Origin of the sequence: Stenotrophomonas sp. NPDC077659, from assembly GCF_050268705.1 — a bacterium.
In the GTDB taxonomy this organism is placed as follows: domain Bacteria; phylum Pseudomonadota; class Gammaproteobacteria; order Xanthomonadales; family Xanthomonadaceae; genus Stenotrophomonas.
In genome coordinates this window covers 22945-41681 of the sequence record NZ_JBNNHG010000001.1, presented here as the reverse complement: position 1 = coordinate 41681, position 18737 = coordinate 22945, and the positions used below count along the sequence as shown (strand labels likewise).

Here is an 18737-nt window from a genome sequence, read left to right as displayed (position 1 = left end):
TGATGGAGGTGGGTAGCGCCGGGCCATGCCCGGCGGGACGCGGTCACGCCGCGTCGGTTTCCATCACCTTCACCCGGCGCTGGTACCAGCCATTGCCCTGCGGGTCGAACACTGCGCTGCGTTCCATCACGCCCTGGTAGACATGCACCGAAACCGCCACCTCCACATCGCTGGCGTTGCGCAGCGTGTGGTACTCGTGCGGCGGGATCAGGCTGCCGGAACTGCCGCGGCAGCCGTAAAGCGCTTCCTGTGCGGCGAAACGGTGGCGTTCGCCCCGCCGTTCCAGCAGCGCGTACGGGGTGACGATCAGTTCGCCCTGCCAGACCCCTTCCACGCACCACATGGCGTCGTGGTCATGCAATGGCGTGCCCTGGCCCGGCCCCCAGCACATGGCGATGACGCTGTAGCCCAGGGTGGGGCTGCGGTGCAGTTCGCGGCGCGCGTAGTGGCCGTCCACCGGGCGGTGCACGCACGCGGGCAACTGGATGAGCGGGTCGGTGATCGCCTCCCGCAGCACCCGTTGCAGGGCCGCAGTGATGGCGCGGGGGTCACCCAGGCACACGCCCCCATCGAGGGCGGCAAGCAGGCGCTCGCGGCCCGCGAACGGCAGTGGCGTGAATGTGTCTCCCATACCCGCCAGTGTAGGCGGGCCGGGTTAACAGAATGTTGGACCGTTCCGGCACGGTCGCGCCGATGTCTTTTACCCCCATATTTGACGGAAATGGCCGACATTGGCGCGATATTGGCGCATCAGGGCAACAGCAGTGGCCGCAGTTCGGGCACCTCGCGGGCCAGTTCCGTGGTCACCAGTGTGGCGAACACGCGGGCGCCCTCGTCGCCCAGATGGGTGTAGTCGAAGGCCTGCTTGGCCTGTCCCATCGGTTCCAGCGCCGCGTTCTGCACGGCTGCTGGCGCACCGGCCAGGGCCGGGTTGGCCCCCACCGTGGTGCCGCCCAGCGCGGTGGCCACCTGGGCCTGCGAGGCCGGGGCCTGCGCAAGCTGCATGGCCGGCACCGGGCCCAGCGCCTGCACCAGCGCGCGGCTGCGGGCATGCAGGTCCACCAGCGGCACCTTCAGTTCGCGGGCGACGGCGCGCACGCTGTCGGCCCACGGGCCCAGGTCATCCATCAGCACGCCCTGTTCGAACTGGCGGCGCGTCAGCGGGGTCAGCAGTACAGGTTTCGCCCCGGCCGCACGTACCTCCTGCACGTACCGGCGCAGATTGTCGGGGAACTCACGCTGCAGGTCGGTCGAGCGCCCCGGCTTGCCGGGCTGGTCGTTGTGCCCGAACTGGATCAGCACCCAGGTGTTGGCATAGCCCGGGGTGCGCATTTCCGCCTCCACCAGCGCCCAGGAGCCTTCGGCGCGGTAGTTGTAGCTGCTGCGTCCGCCCCGCGCCAGGTTCAGGCAGGCGGCGAACGAGGTCACGTGGTCGCCGCAGAAGCGCGGCCCCCAGCCGCCCTGCACGGCGGTGGTGGAATCACCCACCAGCACGATCTTGCTGGCGCGGATGGGCGTGGGCGGTGGCCGGTCGGTCACTGCGGGATCAACTGCGGCGTGGGCGAGGCCGGTGGTGGCCAGGGCGAGCAGGGTGGGCAGCAGCAGGCGCATCTCAGGAAGTACCTCGTTGCAGGAAGGGAACGCGCTGGTAGAGCTCCCGCTCACCACCGCGCGGGTCGTCGGCACCGCGGCTGTGCACGTCGAACAGCATCGTGCGCCGCTGCGGCAGGGTGTAGGGCGCCCAGTCCGCCAGGCCGGCGTGGTTGGGATTGCCGTGGCGGGCGAAGGCGATCAGCGCGCCGCTCATGGCCGCCGCCAATGCGCGCGCATCTTCGCCGCCACCGGTGCGCGCCGTGGGCAGGCCGGCGTTGTCGAACACCAGCGGGATGTCCAGCGTGTGGAAGGCGCGCAGGCGGCCATCCTCCACCGGCGAGGGCCAATCGAGCTGATAGGCCCAGGTCGGTGCCGCCGTGGCCGGTTGCCGCGCACGCGCCTCCAGTTCCTCCACCGCGCCCCGCCACGAGCGCCCGGCGGTGGTGGCAGCAAAGAACACCTCTGAAGGCGTGTAGTGCGGGTACAGGCGGCGGTATTCGGCAATCACCACCGAGGGCAGCAGATCGACGAACTGCTGTTTTTCCAGCTGCGCGGGCAAGGTGTCCCAGTCCAGGGCGAAGTTGGCCGGGGTATTGCCGAGGAACGCGCGGGTTTCATCGCGGGTGTTGCCGATCACCATCGGAATGGCCGCTGACTGCCGTGGCGCCTGTGGCCAGAACGGATGCACCGGCAGCACCACCTCGTCCAGCACCGGCCCGAAGTACAGCGCGCTGTTTTCCACCCGCGAGGGATCGAGGGCGCGGGTGACCGCCAGCAGGTCGGCCGCAGGCAGGCGCAGCAACGCGTCGATATCCGGTGCGTGTACGGCCGCCATCGCCAGAGTGGCGCGTTGCGCTGCCGCGCGCGGGCCGGCGGCGGTGACCTGCTGCCCGCTCATGGTCCAGGCGCGCTGGAACAGGCCGGCTGCGGCGGGCATGGCCATCAGCGTGGCGATCTTCGCGCCGCCGCCGGACTGGCCGAAGACGGTGATGTTGCCGCCATCGCCACCGAACGTGGCCGCATGCTCGCGCACCCACTGCAGCGCCTGTATCAGATCCAGCTGGCCGACGTTGCCGGACATCGCATAGCGCCGGTCGCCCAGCGCGCCCAGGTACAGGTAACCGAAGGTGTTCAGGCGATGGTTGAGCGTGACCACCACCACGTCGCCGCGCTGGCACAGTGCATTGCCGTCATACAGCGGGTCGCTGCCGGAGCCGTTGCTGAAGGCGCCGCCGTGGATGTAGACCAGTACCGGGCGGCGTCCGCCGTCGTTCAGGGCCGGTGTCCACACGTTGAGGAACAGGCAGTCCTCGCTGCCGGGGCCATCTGCCCCGCCCTGCGGCGCCGATGCGCCGTAGTCCAGTGCATCGGCGATGCCGCGCCACGGGGCCTCCGGGCGCGGTGGCTGGAAGCGGTAGCCCGCCGTGTCGGCGCCGTAGCGCAGCCCGCGGAACACCAGCACGCCCTGCTCGCGCTGGCCGCGCACGCGGCCTCCGCGCACCCGCGCCAGCACCTGGATGTCAGCGCGCGGGCCGGGTGCCGCCAGGGCCGACGGGAGTGCCGCCACGGTGGCCGTGGTCATCGCCCAGCGCGCACTGTCGCGCAGGAAACGGCGGCGCTGCAGATCGTCGGGCACCGCGCTCATCGGCCGTACTCCGCATTGCCGCCGGGTCGGATCCCCTCTCCACCGGAGGGTGGCTCTGACCCCATCTCCGCAACTGCCACCAGCCACGCCTGCGCCAGCGCCGGCCACACCGCCAGGGTCGAACCCGCCGGCACGCGCATGCCGAAGCCATGCCCGCCGTGGGCGAACAGATGCAGTTCGTGCTCGACCCCGGCTCTGGCCAGTGCCGCCGCCATCAACTCGCTGTTGCGCACGTTCACCACGCGGTCGTCGTTGGCGTGCACCAGCAGGGTGGGCGGCATGTCCGCGCGCACCTGGTGCTGCATCGAGTACTGCGCCGCCAGCATCGCATCGGGGTGTTCGCCCAGCAGGCGCCCGCGCGAGCCGCTGTGCGCATCGGCGCCCATGTCGATGACCGGATAGACCAGCACCGCACGCGCCGGGCGCGCACTCAGCCGGTCGATGGCATCACGCGCGGGGTATGCGTTGGCATCGAAGGCGGTGGCCAGCCGCGCGGCGACATGGCCACCAGCGGAAAAGCCCATCACCGACACACTGCCGACATCCAGCCCGCGGCGCGCGGCCTGGTCGCGCACCACGCGCAGCGCGCGCTGCGCATCGGCCAGCGCGGCCTGGCGGTCGCGGCCGGTCTGCGGCAGGCGGTAGCGCAGTACGAACAGGGTATAGCCGGCGCGGTCCACCCAGTCCGGCAGCAGGGCGCTGTCTTCCTTGTCGATCACCACGCGCTGGTAGCCGCCACCGGGAATGACCAGCAGCGCGCGCCCGTTGGGCCGTGCCGGCACATGCACCAGCAGGTAGGGCGCATCGATCTGGTCGACATAGCGGTCCGGATGCACCGGATCACGGCTGCGCTCGACCACGCGCGCTGGCCGTGCCGTGCCGTGCTCACCGGGAACCTGGCCGGCCGGCCACAGGGCGATCTGCTCGCCGGCCAGCTCCTGGCCGGGGCGTTCTTTCCCGCGCAGCGGCGCGGCGGGAGAGGTCAACGGCAGGGCCAGCAGCAGCCCGGACAACAACAGCACGACAGGACGCAGACGCATGGCAGGCAACGGCTCCGGCAGGACGGGGACAGGGTGCCGGGTGCATTGGGGGGGCGGCGCGTGATGCGCTGCGGCTTGCACGATGACACCGGTTTACCATATACACCTCCTGCAGACGCTGTCGATGGGCAGTGCAACAAACACAGGGAGACCGTTCTTGAGCAACGAACACGGCACACATGGGCAGACGCCGCCGCCGGACGATGCGGCCGCGATCGCCCAGGCCTTCACTACCGCCCGCCGCACCGGGCAGTCACTGGCCGAGTTCCCGGGCACCGTCCCCGACACCCTGGTGGCCGCCTATCAGGTGCAGGACCTGGCCATCGCCGCCTGGGATGACCGCGTGGTCGGCTGGAAGGTCGGCTACATCGCCGCCGAGCGCCGTGATGTGTCTGCGGACGACCGCCTGCTGGGCCCGGTTTTTTCTCGTCAGCTGAAAAATGCTACCGGTGGAACAACGGACATTCCGGTGTTCGTCGGCGGCTTTGCCGCGGTCGAAGCGGAGTACGTGCTGGAGCTGTTGGAGGACGCTCCGGCCGAACAACTGCACTGGTCGCCGGAACAGGCCGAAGCCCTGCCCGCGCGCCTTTACATCGGCGTGGAAGTGGCCAGCAGTCCGCTGGCCACCATCAACGAACTCGGCCCGCGCGTGGTGGTGTCCGATTTCGGCAACAACAACGGCCTGGTGCTGGGGCCGGAGATCGTCGACTGGACCGCACGCGATGAAACCTCGCTGCGCGCCGAGACGCTGATCGAAGGCGAAGTGGTCGGCACCGGTGGTGCAACGCGCCTGCCCGGTGGCCTGCGCGCAGCCTACGCGTTCGCGCTGTCCCGTTCGGCGCTGCGTGGCCGGCCGTTGCGCAAGGGCGACCTGATCGCCACCGGCAACGCCACCGGTATCCATGACATCACCGCCGGGCAGACCGCGCTGGTGCGTTTCGCCGGCTTCGGCGACATTGCCTGCCGGGCCGTGCCAGCGGGATGACCGTCGGCCTGCCCTGGTGAACACGCGCGGGAGGGCGCAGATGATCACACGACGTAACTTCCTGGCCGGCGGTGCTGCTGCCCTGGCCGTGCCGATGCTCGCGGCCTGCGGCCGTGGGCCGGCCGCCAGCATGGGCGGCAGTACCCTGCTGACTGCCACCGACGTGCATGTGGCCGACTACCCCACCGTGACCGCGGTGAAGTGGATCGGCGAAACGCTGGCGCGCGAGACCAACGGCCGCCTGCGCCTGCGCCAGTACCACTCGGGCCAGCTCGGCCGCGAGTCGGAAGCGATCGACATGGCCCGCTTCGGCGCCATCGACATCACCCGCGTCTATGCCGGGGCGCTGAACAACGCGTTCCCGCTGACCCAGGCGCTGTGCCTGCCGTATGTGTTCACCTCGGTCGCGCACCAGCGCGCCGCGCTGGATGACGGCGTGGCCGAGGCGGTGCTGCGCAGCTTTGAAAGCCGCGACCTGGTCGGCCTGGCCATCTACGATTCCGGCGCGCGCTGCTTCTACAACACCAAGCATCCGATCATCGCGCCGAAAGACCTGCATGGCCTGAAGCTGCGCGTGGCGTCCTCGGACATCTTCATCCAGCTGATGCGCCTGCTCGGTGCCAACCCCACGCCGATGTCGCTGGGCGACACGTTCTCGGGCATGGAAACGCACATGATCGACGGTGCCGAGAACAACATGCGCAGCTTCCATTCCAGCCGCCACTTCGAGGCCGCGCACTACTGGTCGCAGAGCGACCACTCGTATGCGCCGGACGTGCTGCTGATGTCACGTGCCAGCTTTGAACGGCTCAGCCCTGATGATCGCCAGCTGCTGCTGCATACCGCCCGCGCTTCGGTGAAGGTGATGCGCGAGCAGTGGGATGCCTCGGAAAGTGCCGCACGCCGCGCCGTGCTGGATTACGGGGTGAAAGCCAACGAAGTGGACATGCCTGCTTTCCGTGCGGCGGCCCGGCCGCTGCTGAAGCAGTACCTGCAACAGCCGGACATCGCCGCGCTGGTCGACCGTATCCGTGCTGCCTGAGGACCTTGCCATGACCGAGACGACGACGCCCGCCGCCGGGCCGGGACAGCGCCTGCTGGACCGCATCGCCGACATCGCCATCTACTGCGCCGTCGCCGCCCTGCTCGGGCTGGTGGTGGTGCAGGGCTGGCAGGTGTTCGCCCGCTACGTCATCAACGATTCGCCCAGCTGGACCGAACCGGTCACCCTGCTGCTGCTGGCCACGGCGATGAGCCTGGGCGCGGCCTGCGGCGTGCATACCAACCGCCACTTCGGCTTCTTCCTGCTGCACGCCTACATGGGCACCGGCCTGCGCCGCGCCGTGGACGTGCTGATCCAGCTTGTCGTGGCCGTGCTGGGCGGTTTCATCGCCTTCTGGTCGGCCGACCTGTTGCTGGACGGGCTGGACATCAAGGCCGCCGGCGCCCAGCTGCCGCAGAGCATCAATTATCTGCCGCTGGCAGTGGGTGGTGCGCTGATGGTGCTGTTCGCACTGAACCGTGCGTGGAAAGCGCTGCAGGCCAGCGACGCTGGCAGCGATGACGCTGAAGGAGACCGTTGATCCATGGGCATCACCCTTCTGTTCTCCGTATTCGCCGTGCTGCTGCTGCTGGGCGTGCCGGTGGCCTACGCACTGGCTGCGGCCGCGCTGGCCACCCTGCTCTACCTGGACATCCCCAGCATCGTGCTGGTGCAGCAGATCTCGGCCGGCACCGGGTCGGCGTCGCTGATCGCCATTCCACTGTTCATCTTCGCCGGCGAGATCATGATGCGCGGTGGCATCTCCGAGCGGCTGATCGCACTGGCGTCCTCGCTGGTGGGTCGCATGCGCGGTGGCCTGGGCCAGGTGTCGATCCTGTCGTCGCTGTTCTTCGGTGGCGTGTCCGGTTCGGCCATCGCCGATGTCTCGGCAGTCGGTGGCACGATGATCCCGCAGATGGTCAAGCGCGGTTATGACCGCGACTTCGCCGTCAACGTCAGCATCACCGCCGCGCTGGTGGCGTTGCTGGTGCCGCCCTCGCACAACCTGATCCTGTTCTCGGCGGCGGCCGGTGGTGGCCTGTCCATCGCCGACCTGTTCGCTGCGGGCATCGTGCCGGCCCTGTTGATGACCGTCGCCCTGATGCTGACCGGCTATGCCGTGGCGCGGCGTCGCGGCTACGGCGTGGAAGTGTTCCCCGGTTGGCGTGCGATGCTGCTGCGCATCGTCTCCGCCCTGCCCGGCCTGGGCCTGGTGGCGCTGATCTTCGTCGGCATCCGTGCGGGCATCTTCACCGCGGTCGAGAGCGCGGCCATCGCCGTGGTCTACGCCCTGCTGGTAACCACGGTGCTGTACCGGCAGCTGCGCTGGCGCGAGTTCTTCGACACCGTCATCCATGCCGCGCGCAGCACCGGTGTCATCCTGTTCGTCATCGCCACCGCCGCGGTGTTCGGCTGGCTGCTGGCCTATCTGCAGGTGCCCACCGCGGCGGTGGACTTCCTGCAGTCCTTCGCCCACAGCCAGTTCATGGTGCTGCTGATGATCGTGGTGATGCTGCTGCTGCTGGGCACCTTCATGGATCTGGCACCGATGATCCTGATCTGCACGCCGATCTTCCTGCCGGTGGCAAAAGCCTACGGCATCGATCCGATCCACTTCGGCCTGGTGCTGGTGCTGACCGGTGGCCTCGGCCTGGTAACGCCGCCGGTGGGCTCGGTGCTGTTCATCGGTACGTCGATCGGCAAGATCACCGTGGGCCAGAGCATGCGCACCATCTGGCCGTTCTGGTTCGCCGCGCTGGCGGTGCTGCTGATCGTCACCTTCTTCCCGCAGCTGTCGCTGTGGCTGCCGGCGGCGCTGCGCGGGTGATGCGCCGCCCCGCCCTGCCACTGCTGCTGGGCCTGTGCATGGTCGCCTCGGCGGCCCAGGCCGCGCCGCCGCCGGCATCCCCCGCGATTCCGGTGGGCAGCTTCAACGATGGCGTGAACCACTGGCGCAGTGGCCATGCAGACGGCTACGCGCGGCTGCAACCGCAGCAGTACCGGCAGATTGCCGACAACCTGCTGCTGCAGCAGCGCCGTTCCGGCGGCTGGCCGGTAAACCAGGACCCGCTGCGGATACTGGAGGCGCCGGCCCGTGAGGCCGCACGCAAGGCGCAGGATGAGCCCGGCGGCAGCTTCGACAACCGCACCACCTACACCCAGGTGGACTATCTGGCCGAAGCCTTCACCCTCAGTGGTGATACCCGCTATCGCGATGCGTCACTGCGCGGGCTGGATTTCATCCTCGACCAGCAGATCCAGCGCTGTGGGGGCTGGCCGCACTCGGTGCCGGCGCGCACCGGCTACCATGACCGCATCACCTTTGCAGACGATGTCACCAGCGGCGTGCTGACCACCCTGCGCCAGGTGCAGACGGCACCGCGCTTTGCCTTCGTCGATGCTGCGCGCCGTGCGCGGGTGGCTGCGGCCGTGCAGCGCGGCGATGCCTGCCTGCTGCGGCTGCAGGTGCGCCAGCACGGCCAGCCGACACTGTGGGCCGGCCAGTACGATCCCATCACGCTGCAGCCGGGGCCCGGTCGGAAGTTCGAACTGGCCGCGCTGGTGACCGATGAAAGCGTGGGCGTGGTGCGTTACCTGATGTCCATTCCCGATCCCTCGCCGCAGACGGTGCAGGCCATCGAAGGCGCATTGTCGTGGTTCCAGGCCAACGCCCTGCACGGCCTGCGCCTGCAGACCTTCGACGCACCGCCCGAGCAGTTCGCCCACCACCGCAGCACGGTCGACCGCCGCCTGCTGGCCGACCCTTCCGCGCCGCTGCTGTGGGGCCGCTTCCACGACCTGGCCGACAACAGCGTGGTGCTGGCCAACCGCCAGGGCGAACGCCTGCAGAACTACGACCAGGTCGGCCGCGAGCGCCGCACTGGCTACCACTGGTACGGCACCTGGCCGCAGGCCCTGCTCGACCGCGACGCGCCGGCCTGGCGCGCGCGCACCGGCCACCCTGCTCCCTGATACCGCATCCGCACAACGGAGGAACCCGATGGTGTCCCGCATGACTCTGAAATCCCTGCTTGCTGCCACCGCGCTGCTGGTGGTCCCGGCGCTGGCCCTGGCCGAAACGCCGGCGACGCCGTGGAAACGCGGCATCGAGAACCAGCGCCAGGCTGATCTGGGCGACGGTACCTACCTCAACCCGGTGTTCGCCGGTGACCGCCCCGACCCGTCGGTACTGAAGGACGGCCAGGACTATTACCTCACCCTGTCCTCGTTCGATGCCTACCCGGGCCTGCCGATCTGGCACTCGCGCGACCTGGTGAACTGGCAGCCGCTGGGCCATGCGATCACGAAGAACGTGGGCGCGATCTGGGCGCCGGACATCGTCAAGCACGAAGGCCGCTACTACATCTACTTTCCGGCACGCACCGGCGAACACCGCAGCAACTACGTGGTCTGGGCCGACAGCATCCAGGGCCCCTGGAGCGAGCCCATCGACATCGGCCTGGGCGGCTACATCGACCCGGGCCATGCCGTAGGCGAGGACGGCAAGCGCTACCTGTTCCTCAGCGGCGGCGACTACGTGCAGCTGGCCGATGACGGCCTGAGCGTGGTCGGCACCCCGAAGCATGTCTATGACGGCTGGAAATACCCGGAAAGCTGGGACGTGGAGTCCTACGCGCAGGAAGGCCCGAAGATCCACTTCCGCGATGGCTGGTATTACATGACCACCGCCGTAGGCGGCACTGCCGGCCCGCCGACCGGGCACATGGTGATCACCGCGCGGTCGCGCTCGATCCATGGGCCGTGGGTGAACGCGCCCAACAACCCGATCATGCGCACGCAGTCGGCGGCCGAACCGTGGTGGTCGCGCGGCCATGCCACGGTGATCGAAGGTACCGACGGCCGTTGGTGGATGATGTACCACGGCTATGAAAACGGGTACTGGACGCTGGGCCGGCAGGCCCTGCTGGAGCCGATCGAGTGGACCGACGACGGCTGGTTCGTGGCCAAGGGCGGCGACCTCGGCCAGCCGCTGCGCAAGCCGTCCGGTGAATCGGTCGGCGCCCATGGCATGCCCCTGTCCGATGACTTCCGCGGTGCGGCGCTCGGCCCGCAGTGGTCGTTCTTCAACCCGGCCCAGGATGAATACCGGCGGCTGGGCTTCAGTGGCCAGGGGCTGGTGCTGCAGGGCAAGGGCAGCACACCGCGCGATGCCTCGCCGCTGACCGCCATCGCTGGCGACAAGGCCTACCAGTTCGAGGTGGAGATGGACATCGCCCCGGGCGCGGTGGGCGGCGCCCTGCTGTTCTACAGCGAACGGCTGTACGTGGGCGTGGGCAGCAATGGCGAGAAGTTCATCATGCACCGCTACGGCGAGGAGCGCCCCACCCGCTTGGCGGCCAGTGCAAAGGGCGGCAAGCTGTGGCTGCGGGTGACCAACAACCGCCACATCGTGACCATCCACTCCAGCACCGATGGCCAGCGCTGGGAGAAGTACCCGGTTCAGATGGAAGTGTCCGGTTACCATCACAATGTGGCAGGCAAGTTCCTGGCACTGAAACCGGCCCTGTATGCGGCCGGCGACGGTGCGGTAACCTTCCGCAGCTTCCGCTATCGCGCGCTGGACTGAGCGCGCGCTGGAATCCCCAGACTTACCGGGTTCACTACATGTCAGTGCGCAACAAGAACGATGCCGCCACGCCGGCATTGGCGAAGGGCAAGGCCGCCACGATCAACGACATCGCGCGACTGTCGGGAGTATCGAAGAAAACGGTTTCACGGATCATCAACAACTCGCCCCTGGTGCGCAAGGACACGCGTGACAAGGTCGAGGCGCTGATGCGCGAGGTCGGTTACACGCCCGATCCGCTGGCCCGTGGCCTGGCCTTCCGCCGCTCCTTCCTGATCGGCATGGTCTACGACAACCCGACCGCCCAGTACATCGTGGACATGCAGTACGGCGCGCTGGACGCGCTGCGCGGTTCCAGCTTCGAGCTGGTGGTGCACCCCTGCGACAGCCGCAGCCCAGGCTACATCGACGGCGTGCGTCGCTTCGTGCAGCAGCAGAAGCTGCACGGGGTGATCCTGGTGCCGCGCGCGTCCGAAGACCAGGCGCTGGCCGACATGCTGGACGAGATCGGCTGCCGCTTCACCCGCGTGGCCGCGCTGCCGCTGGATGACAGCTCGCAGATGGTGGTGACCCACGACCGCGACGGTGCGGCCGAAGCGGCCGACTACCTGCTGTCGCTGGGCCACCGCGAGATTGCCCTGGTGACCGGCCCCAGCGCCTACCGTTCGGCGCACGAGCGCACCGCCGGCTTCATCGATGCGCTGTCCCAGCGTGGCATCGAGCTGCCCAAGGACCGCATCATCGAAGCCGGCTACACCTTCGAATCCGGCGTTGCCGCCGCCGAGAAGCTGCTGCTGGGCAAGCGCCGGCCCACCGCCATCTTCACCGGCAACGATGAAATGGCTGCCGGCATCTACAAGGTGGCGCTGCGTGCGGGCATCAACATCCCGCGCCAGCTGTCCATCGTCGGCTACGACGACAGCCCACTGGCCTCGCGCCTGTGGCCGTCGCTGACCTCGGTGCGCCGCCACACCCGCGACACCGGCCGTACCGCCGCGGCAATGCTGATCCAGCCCGACAGCCAGGCCGCGCTGCAGATCGCCAGCGTGCGCCCCCACCTCATCGTCCGCGACTCCTGCCAGCCGCCAGAGGACTGATGCCTGCGGCATCAGTCCTGTAGGTCGCGACCGTTGGTCGCGACACCTTCAGGCCTCAATCCGGTAGGTCACCACCGTTGGTGGGTCACGACCGTTGGTCGTGACTCCCTGTCCCCCCTATCGTGCGGCGCAAAATGACACCGGTTACCAACACCGCTAGAATCAACCACGAACCGCGCCGGGGCCGAACCCTTCGGCCCGCCCCCTGCTCTGGAGAAGCCATGTACTGCAAGACCCACTACGCCACCCATCCCGACGCCATCAAGGGCGCCAGCAACGACCAGCTGCGCGAGCTGTACCTGCTCGACGGCCTGTTCAACGCCGGCCAGGTAACCCTGAAGTACACCCACTACGAGCGCTTCGTGCTGGGCGGCGCGGCCCCGGTCGATGCCCCACTGGCGCTGCCGGCGCAGACCGAACCGGCCTCGGCGGCCGGCCATCCGTTCCTGGAGCGCCGCGAGCTGGGCGTGATCAATGTCGGCGGCGGCACCGGCACCATCACCGTCGATGGCACCGTCTACACGCTGGGGCCGAAGGACGGCCTGTACGTGGCGATGGGCAGCAAGGATGTCGTGTTCGCTTCGCAGGACGCCGCCAACCCGGCGCAGTTCTATCTGGCTTCCACCCCGGCCCATGCGCGCTTCGAAACCAAGCAGCTGTCGATCAAGGACGCGGTGGCGCTGGACCGCGGCGCGCTGGAAACCAGCAACGAGCGCACCATCTACCAGTACATCGTGCCGGCCACCTGCCAGTCCTCGCAGCTGCTGCTGGGCCTGACCGTGCTCAAGCCGGGCAGCGTCTGGAACACCATGCCGCCGCACCTGCATGACCGCCGCAGCGAGGTCTATTTCTACTTCGACCTGGGCGCCAACGACCGCGTCTACCACTTCATGGGCGAACCGGACGCGCAGCGCCACATCGTCATGCAGAACAATGAAGCGGTGGTGTCGCCGCCGTGGTCGATCCACATGGGTGCCGGCACCAGCAATTACGCCTTCATCTGGGCGATGGGTGGCGAAAACCTGGATTACACCGACATGCACGTGCTGGACATCTGCCAGCTCAAGTAAGCCCTGCCCGGCCGCCGCGCACCGCGTGCCGGCGGCCGTCACCGCACTCCCCGCTCGCCTCTACCAAGGAACGCATACGCAATGGCTAATCCCTTCAGCCTGGAAGGCAAGGTCGCTCTGGTAACCGGTGGCAATACCGGCCTGGGCCAGGGCATCGCCGTGGCACTGGCCGCCGCTGGCGCCGATGTCGCCGTGGCCGGCATCGCCCCGCCCACCGAAACCATCGAAAAGATCACCGCGCTGGGCCGCCGCTGCCTGGCCATCGAGGCCAACCTGATCAGCATCGAGCCGGTGGCGCGCGTGGTGCGCGAAACCATCGAAGGCCTGGGTGGGCTGGACATCCTGGTCAACAACGCCGGCCTGATCCGTCGTGCCGATGCGGTGGATTTCAGCGAGCAGGACTGGGATGACGTGATGAACGTCAACATCAAGTCGGCGTTCTTCATCTCGCAGGCGGCCGGTCGCCACTTCATCGAACAGGGCCACGGCAAGATCATCAACATCGCCTCGATGCTGTCCTTCCAGGGCGGCATCCGCGTGCCCTCGTACACCGCCAGCAAGAGCGGTATCGCCGGTATCACCCGCCTGCTGGCCAACGAATGGGCGGGCAAGGGCGTGAACATCAACGCCATCGCGCCGGGCTACATGGCCACCGACAACACCGCGCAGCTGCGTGCCGACGAAGCACGCAACCAGTCGATCCTGGACCGCATTCCAGCCGGTCGCTGGGGGACGCCTGATGATCTGGCGGGTGCGGCGGTGTTCCTGGCCTCGTCGGCGTCGGATTACGTGAATGGCGCCGTGTTGCCGGTTGATGGTGGTTGGCTGGCGCGCTGACGCGAGCTGTTCTGTAGAGCCGAGCCATGCTCGGCTGCTGCGCGATGATCGAAAAGCAGCCGAGCATGGCTCGGCTCTACCAGGGGCCACGCCATGCGCCACGTCCTGCTGTTGCTGCTGCTGTCTTACACCACCGCGCAGGCGGCGCCGGTGCGGGTGTTCATCGCAGGCGATTCCACGGCGGCCGAGTATGGTCCGGAACGGGCGCCACAGGCAGGCTGGGGCCAGGCGCTGCAGAGCTATCTCGACCCGGTCCGTTTCGACGTGCGCAACCACGCCAAGGGCGGGCGCAGCACGCGCAGCTTCATCGACGAAGGGCGCCTGGATGCGGTGGCCGGCGAGCTGCGCCGTGGTGATGTGCTGCTGATCCAGTTCGGCCACAACGATGCGAAGTTCGAAGATCGCACGCGCTATACCGATCCGGATACTGACTATCCGCGCCTGCTGATGCGCTATGTGCAGGTGGCGCGCGACAAGGGCGCCACGCCGGTGTTGATCACGCCCGTGGCGCGGCTGCTGTACGACTTCGGCTCACTGCTGGATACGCATGCGCGCTACACGCTGGCAATGCAGCAGCTGGCCGCGCGTGAGCACGTCGCGCTGATCGAACTCAATGACCGCAGCATGCGCTGGATCCGCGCGCTGGGCGAGCAGGGCGCGCGCCCGTACTTCCTGTTCGTGCCGGAACAGAACAAGGCCGACGGTACCCATTTCAGTGTGGCCGGTGCCAACGCGGTGGCCTGCCTGGTGCTGCGCGAGGCGGTGCCGCTGCTGCCGGCGCTGCAACCGGCACTGGTGCGTGACATCGACTGCGATGTGATGCATGCAGGGCAGGGCACCAATACCACGCGGCCCTCGCAGGTCGTGCATGAGGATGCGGTCGCACGCACGCAGCCGGGCCCGCATGGCGGCGGCGGGCCGACGACCGCGTACCCGTTCTTCGCCGACGCGGCCCACCTGCCGTTCGTGCTGCGCAAGCGCGTGCTGCACAAGGGGGCCGGCATCGGCCTGCACCCGCAGCACAAGGACGAGATCTATTACATCGTCAGCGGGCAGGGCAGTTACGTACTGGATGGAACGCAGCATGACGTGCGCGCCGGCCATGCGTTGCTGACCCGCACGGGCAGCACGCATGCGCTGCAGCAGGTGGGTGAGGAGGATCTGGTGCTGCTGCTGGCGTACCCGCGGTGATTGAAACGCAGCCGAACAGATCCGCGCCACCCGTGTAGAGCCGAGCCCATGCTCGGCTTGGCTTTACAGCGGCTCCGGGCCGAAGTGCTTCAGCCCCAACCTCGCCAGGTCGTCCGGGCGCTCGAAATAGGCTTCGTCGAAGGCGTGCAGGGCGGCCTGCTCATCCTCGGTCATCGCGCCGTACAGGTCATGCAGCTGCTTGATCTGCGGGTCGTCCTCCAGCCGGTCCAGCAGCCCGCGCATGCCGGCCAGGATCGCGTGCATCTGCACCGCGCCCATCGCCTGCAGCGCACGCAGCGCCAGCTGGCAGGTCGGGTCACCCCAGTTGCACAGGAACTGCATGAAGCCGCCGTTGTTGATGTCCGCTTCCATGCGCCACAGCGCCACCAGCTGCTGGTCCTCGTCGGACAGCGCGTCCAGTGACCACGCGGCCGCCTGCAAGCGCGTCAGCGCCGCCTCGTAGCGGTCGTCCCACACCTGGTTGGGGATGTCGACCACGCCCTCTTCGCGCGGTGGCAGCAGGGCGGGCCAGTTCACGCCCAGGCCATTGGCGGTGGCCACCCACTGCGCGCGCTGTTCAGGCGTGGCTTGGAACAGAGCGGGCGCCCAGCGCAGCGGCTGGCGGGTGCGGCGGCCATCGGCCAGGGTCAGCAGTATGAAGTCGTCGTCGAAGGCGACGTCGATAACGCGCAGGGCGGCAAACACATCAGTCATGCCGTGCAGGATAGCGGGACGGGTGATGCGCCCCTAAACTTCAATTGTGCCCTCCATATTTGAAGTTTACTTGATTAAACTTCAAAAGCGTGGGAGGCTTTCGAAGGAAAACTGACCTCTGCGGAGATGTGCGATGCGCCGGGCAGACATTGCAGGGCCTTTGCAGGCTTACCTCGTTCCCGTGGAAAGCCGGCCCAATCTGCTGGCCATGGCTCCCCCTCCGACGCCTCGGAGACTGCCCGAAGGGCACGCGGGTTCGCGGCAACGCCTCATCGCGGCCAATGCCTCGTTGGATCGCCTGGACCAGGCAATGCGGCAATGGGCTGCCCCCGATCTGGTCACCCGGACCCTGGCGCGGCGTGAAGCCGTCCAGAGCTCCCAGATCGAGGGAACCCAGACCAACCTGGATGAACTGCTGGTGTTTGAAGCCACCCTCGGCCTGGATGGTCTGCCAGCCGATGTCGTGGTGACCGAACGTTACGTGCAGGCCTTGCAACTGGGCCTCGATGCCGTGCGCGCCAATGGACGCAAGGCACTCGATCTCACGCTGGTGAACCAACTGCACGCGGTATTGATGCAGGACGCCGCCGACGATTTTCCAAAGGGCCGCTATCGCCAGGAGCAGGCCATCATCGGAGCTCTGGGCGGACGACCGGAAGATGCCCGCTTCGTGCCGTCGCCGCCCGATCGCATTGACCAGGCAATGCGGGAACTCGAGCACGCCATGTTGAAATACGAGCCTGCCGAGGAAGAGCAGTTCGAACTCAACATCATCGCGCAGCTCGCAATTGCCCATGCCCAGTTTGAAACCATCCACCCCTACAAGGACGGCAATGGGCGCACGGGAAGACTGCTGCTGCCCTTGATCCTGGCCGCTGAACACCACCCACCGCTCTATCTCTCAGGCGCCTTGCTGCGCAACAGAACCGCCTACTACGATGCCCTCAACATCGTGCAGCTTCGTGGTGAGTGGGGCCCGTGGATGGATATGTTGTGCCAGGCCGTGGTGGAGTCTGCCCATGACGCGATTTCCATCGCCGATGACATGTCCCGGCTGACGGCAGCGTGGGAGATTCAACTCCAGGGGTATCGCCGCGATTCGGTGGCACGCCGCCTTCCGCCGCTGCTGGTCGGCCATCCGGTGGTGACCGCAGGCCAGGTGGCTGCGCTGCTTGAGGTATCTGACCGCTCAGCCCTGACGGGCATCTACGCGCTTGAGTCAGAGGGAATCCTTGTCCCCGGCAACGATCGTCGCTGGGGGCGCACCTATCACGCGCACGCGGTCCTGCAGCGGCTCAATCAGCTACCCGCGCCGCTTCACGAGCGGCCGCGCTGACCGGCATTCTTCGGGGTCAGAGGGTGGCCTCAGACGTCGCCGCCGTCCGCCCAGCCCTCACCGGTACCGGCCTGGAACACGCGGTCGTCGTCCTGCACCTCACCGGCGGGCAGGTGTGCCTGGTCGGCCAGTGCGGCGTAGATCGGGGTGAAGTCCGGCGAGGTCGCCTGCATCAACTGTTCGAAGCTGTCGATGACGAAATAGGTCTTCTGGAACGTGTCGATGCGGTACTTCGTACGCATGATCCGCTGCAGGTCGAAGCCGATGCGGTTGGGCGCGGCCGATTCCAGCGAGTACAGCGATTCGCCCTTCGATGAGACGATGCCGGCGCCGTAGATGCGCAGGCCCTCGGGCGTGTCGATCAGGCCGAATTCCACCGTGTACCAGTACAGGCGCGTGAGGTTCTGCAGCGCGTCCGGGCCGATGGCGTGGGCTTTGACGCCGCCGCGGCCGTACGCCTCCATGTAGTCGGCAAACACCGGGTTCATCAGCAGCGGTACGTGGCCGAACAGATCGTGGAACAGGTCCGGCTCGGCGATGTAGTCGATCTGGTCCGGGCGCCGGATCCACCAGGTCACCGGGAAGCGGCGGTTGGCCAGATGGTCGAAGAAATCCAGTTCCGGCAGCAGGCCTTCCACGCCCACCAGGGTCCAGCCGGTGGCCGCACCCAGCACTTCGTTGAGCTGGTCGAAGCGCGGGATCATGTGCGCGCTCATGCCCATCTCGTCCTGCGCGTCGAGGAATTCCTGGCAGGCGCGACCGACCAGCAGTTCGCGCTGGCGCTGGTACAGCGTGCTCCAGGTGGCGTGGTCGTCACCGGTATAGGTGTCCCACGGCTGCTCGACGAGCGCGGTGGTGTACACCGGCACGTAGCCCTTGTCGGTCTGCTGGTGTTCGACGCGGCGGGGCTGGGCGAGGTCCATGGGAACTCCTTTGAGGGATGCAACGATGCTAGGGCAGGGCGCGCGCAACAGGGTTGCAAACGTTGCGCGGAATGTCATGTATGGCGCAATATCCTTGCGTATTCACCATGTTGCGGGGCAGCAATGGCCGGAGAAGTCCAGTTCGATCGCACGGATATACGCCTGTTGGCCGAGATCCAGCGTGATGGTCGCGCCACCAACGCGGAGTTGGCGACGCGGGTGAATCTGTCGCCGTCGGCCTGCCTGCGCCGTCTGCAGCGCCTGGAAAGCGAAGGGGTGATCGTCGGCTATGGGGCGCGCCTGGAACCGCGCCAGCTGCGCCTGGGCCTGCAGGCCTTCGTCCGCGTGCAGCTGGAAAAGCACGACCAGGCCGCCATCGGCCATTTCGTGGACAGCGTGCAGGGCTGGGATGAGGTGGTGGCCTGCCACGCCCTGACCGGCGACATGGACTACCTGCTGCATGTCTACGTGCGCGACCTGGAGCACTTCTCGCACTTCCTGCTGGACAAGCTGCTCAATGCCGGTGGCGTGGCCGACGCCAACTCCAGCTTCGTGCTGCGCACGGTGAAGGGCTTCCAGGCGCTGCCGCTGTCGCAGCTGGAATAGACCGCTGGCCGTGATTTGACGGCGCCGGTCGGGTAGCCGAGCATCACCGCCCTGCGCCCGCCGCAGCGCT

Annotated in this window: 18 protein-coding genes; 12 read left to right on the top strand and 6 right to left on the bottom strand. The window is 67.8% G+C overall.

The window, feature by feature from the left end:
- Positions 1-43: 43 nt before the first annotated feature.
- From ACQKDV_RS00180 to ACQKDV_RS00165, 4 genes are all read right to left on the bottom strand, one after another.
- Complete coding sequence (locus tag ACQKDV_RS00180) at positions 44-631, bottom strand: cysteine dioxygenase (protein WP_427781788.1); 588 nt, start codon at positions 629-631, stop codon at positions 44-46.
- 119 nt (positions 632-750) lie between these two features.
- Positions 751-1611, bottom strand: a complete 861-nt coding sequence (locus tag ACQKDV_RS00175) for a rhamnogalacturonan acetylesterase (RefSeq protein ID WP_427781787.1) — start codon at positions 1609-1611, stop codon at positions 751-753.
- Between the two features lies 1 nt (position 1612).
- Positions 1613-3238: a carboxylesterase/lipase family protein gene (locus tag ACQKDV_RS00170; protein ID WP_427781786.1), complete on the bottom strand. Its 1626-nt coding sequence runs from the start codon at positions 3236-3238 to the stop codon at positions 1613-1615.
- Positions 3235-4278, bottom strand: a complete 1044-nt coding sequence (locus ACQKDV_RS00165) for an alpha/beta hydrolase (protein ID WP_427781785.1) — start codon at positions 4276-4278, stop codon at positions 3235-3237. Before ACQKDV_RS00165 ends, ACQKDV_RS00170 begins: the two co-directional genes overlap by 4 nt.
- Positions 4279-4435: 157 nt before the next feature.
- On the opposite strand from ACQKDV_RS00165, the gene ACQKDV_RS00160 reads away from it, so the two are divergent.
- The 10 genes from ACQKDV_RS00160 (at position 4436) to ACQKDV_RS00115 (ending at position 15088) form a co-directional block, all read left to right on the top strand.
- Positions 4436-5263, top strand: a complete 828-nt coding sequence (locus ACQKDV_RS00160; RefSeq protein ID WP_427781784.1) for a 2-keto-4-pentenoate hydratase — start codon at positions 4436-4438, stop codon at positions 5261-5263.
- Between the two features lie 40 nt (positions 5264-5303).
- Entirely contained in the window at positions 5304-6305 is a 1002-nt protein-coding gene (locus tag ACQKDV_RS00155) for a TRAP transporter substrate-binding protein (protein WP_427781783.1), read from the top strand.
- A 10-nt stretch (positions 6306-6315) separates the two neighbouring features.
- A complete protein-coding gene (locus tag ACQKDV_RS00150; RefSeq protein WP_427781782.1) occupies positions 6316-6846 on the top strand; it encodes a TRAP transporter small permease in 531 nt (176 codons plus the stop codon).
- Between the two features lie 3 nt (positions 6847-6849).
- Positions 6850-8133, top strand: a complete 1284-nt coding sequence (locus ACQKDV_RS00145) for a TRAP transporter large permease (protein WP_427781781.1) — start codon at positions 6850-6852, stop codon at positions 8131-8133.
- On the top strand, positions 8133-9278 hold the full coding sequence (gene pelA, locus ACQKDV_RS00140) for a pectate lyase (RefSeq protein ID WP_427781780.1): 1146 nt from the start codon (positions 8133-8135) through the stop codon (positions 9276-9278). The genes ACQKDV_RS00145 and pelA overlap by 1 nt, the downstream gene beginning before the upstream one ends.
- A 40-nt stretch (positions 9279-9318) precedes the next feature.
- The gene (locus ACQKDV_RS00135) at positions 9319-10893 is read left to right on the top strand and encodes a family 43 glycosylhydrolase (RefSeq protein WP_427781779.1); all 1575 of its coding nucleotides are present in this window, start codon (positions 9319-9321) and stop codon (positions 10891-10893) included.
- A gap of 38 nt (positions 10894-10931) precedes the next feature.
- On the top strand, positions 10932-11990 hold the full coding sequence (locus ACQKDV_RS00130; protein WP_427781778.1) for a LacI family DNA-binding transcriptional regulator: 1059 nt from the start codon (positions 10932-10934) through the stop codon (positions 11988-11990).
- Positions 11991-12211: 221 nt separating this feature from the next.
- Entirely contained in the window at positions 12212-13060 is an 849-nt protein-coding gene (gene kduI, locus ACQKDV_RS00125) for a 5-dehydro-4-deoxy-D-glucuronate isomerase (RefSeq protein WP_427781777.1), read from the top strand.
- Positions 13061-13141: 81 nt separating this feature from the next.
- Positions 13142-13897, top strand: a complete 756-nt coding sequence (gene kduD / locus ACQKDV_RS00120; RefSeq protein WP_324806103.1) for a 2-dehydro-3-deoxy-D-gluconate 5-dehydrogenase KduD — start codon at positions 13142-13144, stop codon at positions 13895-13897.
- Positions 13898-13990: 93 nt separating this feature from the next.
- Positions 13991-15088: a GDSL-type esterase/lipase family protein gene (locus ACQKDV_RS00115; protein ID WP_427781776.1), complete on the top strand. Its 1098-nt coding sequence runs from the start codon at positions 13991-13993 to the stop codon at positions 15086-15088.
- Positions 15089-15151: 63 nt separating this feature from the next.
- Here the strand turns inward: ACQKDV_RS00115 and ACQKDV_RS00110 are convergent, their stop codons facing one another.
- Positions 15152-15802 carry a DMP19 family protein gene (locus ACQKDV_RS00110; protein ID WP_427781775.1) on the bottom strand — a complete coding sequence of 217 codons (651 nt, stop codon included), beginning with the start codon at positions 15800-15802 and terminating at the stop codon, positions 15152-15154.
- A 133-nt stretch (positions 15803-15935) separates the two neighbouring features.
- Here ACQKDV_RS00110 and ACQKDV_RS00105 point away from each other — a divergent pair, with 133 nt between their 5' ends.
- Complete coding sequence (locus tag ACQKDV_RS00105; RefSeq protein ID WP_427781774.1) at positions 15936-17138, top strand: Fic family protein; 1203 nt, start codon at positions 15936-15938, stop codon at positions 17136-17138.
- Positions 17139-17167: 29 nt separating this feature from the next.
- Here ACQKDV_RS00105 and phhA read toward each other — a convergent pair whose 3' ends face one another.
- Positions 17168-18061: a phenylalanine 4-monooxygenase gene (gene phhA / locus ACQKDV_RS00100; RefSeq protein WP_427781773.1), complete on the bottom strand. Its 894-nt coding sequence runs from the start codon at positions 18059-18061 to the stop codon at positions 17168-17170.
- Positions 18062-18184: 123 nt separating this feature from the next.
- Here phhA and ACQKDV_RS00095 point away from each other — a divergent pair, with 123 nt between their 5' ends.
- Complete coding sequence (locus ACQKDV_RS00095; RefSeq protein ID WP_427781772.1) at positions 18185-18667, top strand: Lrp/AsnC family transcriptional regulator; 483 nt, start codon at positions 18185-18187, stop codon at positions 18665-18667.
- The last annotated feature ends 70 nt before the right edge of the window (positions 18668-18737 follow it).

Excerpts from the sequence above, each read along its gene's own strand:
- ACQKDV_RS00180 (WP_427781788.1), bottom strand. The coding sequence starts at position 631 with ATGGGAGACACATTCACGCCACTGCCGTTCGCGGGCCGCGAGCGCCTG.
- ACQKDV_RS00175 (WP_427781787.1), bottom strand. The coding sequence starts at position 1,611 with ATGCGCCTGCTGCTGCCCACCCTGCTCGCCCTGGCCACCACCGGCCTC.
- ACQKDV_RS00170 (WP_427781786.1), bottom strand. The coding sequence starts at position 3,238 with ATGAGCGCGGTGCCCGACGATCTGCAGCGCCGCCGTTTCCTGCGCGAC.
- ACQKDV_RS00165 (WP_427781785.1), bottom strand. The coding sequence starts at position 4,278 with ATGCGTCTGCGTCCTGTCGTGCTGTTGTTGTCCGGGCTGCTGCTGGCC.
- ACQKDV_RS00155 (WP_427781783.1), top strand. The coding sequence starts at position 5,304 with ATGATCACACGACGTAACTTCCTGGCCGGCGGTGCTGCTGCCCTGGCC.
- ACQKDV_RS00150 (WP_427781782.1), top strand. The coding sequence starts at position 6,316 with ATGACCGAGACGACGACGCCCGCCGCCGGGCCGGGACAGCGCCTGCTG.
- ACQKDV_RS00145 (WP_427781781.1), top strand. The coding sequence starts at position 6,850 with ATGGGCATCACCCTTCTGTTCTCCGTATTCGCCGTGCTGCTGCTGCTG.
- pelA (WP_427781780.1), top strand. The coding sequence starts at position 8,133 with ATGCGCCGCCCCGCCCTGCCACTGCTGCTGGGCCTGTGCATGGTCGCC.
- ACQKDV_RS00135 (WP_427781779.1), top strand. The coding sequence starts at position 9,319 with ATGACTCTGAAATCCCTGCTTGCTGCCACCGCGCTGCTGGTGGTCCCG.
- ACQKDV_RS00130 (WP_427781778.1), top strand. The coding sequence starts at position 10,932 with ATGTCAGTGCGCAACAAGAACGATGCCGCCACGCCGGCATTGGCGAAG.
- kduI (WP_427781777.1), top strand. The coding sequence starts at position 12,212 with ATGTACTGCAAGACCCACTACGCCACCCATCCCGACGCCATCAAGGGC.
- kduD (WP_324806103.1), top strand. The coding sequence starts at position 13,142 with ATGGCTAATCCCTTCAGCCTGGAAGGCAAGGTCGCTCTGGTAACCGGT.
- ACQKDV_RS00115 (WP_427781776.1), top strand. The coding sequence starts at position 13,991 with ATGCGCCACGTCCTGCTGTTGCTGCTGCTGTCTTACACCACCGCGCAG.
- ACQKDV_RS00110 (WP_427781775.1), bottom strand. The coding sequence starts at position 15,802 with ATGACTGATGTGTTTGCCGCCCTGCGCGTTATCGACGTCGCCTTCGAC.
- ACQKDV_RS00105 (WP_427781774.1), top strand. The coding sequence starts at position 15,936 with ATGCGCCGGGCAGACATTGCAGGGCCTTTGCAGGCTTACCTCGTTCCC.
- phhA (WP_427781773.1), bottom strand. The coding sequence starts at position 18,061 with ATGGACCTCGCCCAGCCCCGCCGCGTCGAACACCAGCAGACCGACAAG.
- ACQKDV_RS00095 (WP_427781772.1), top strand. The coding sequence starts at position 18,185 with ATGGCCGGAGAAGTCCAGTTCGATCGCACGGATATACGCCTGTTGGCC.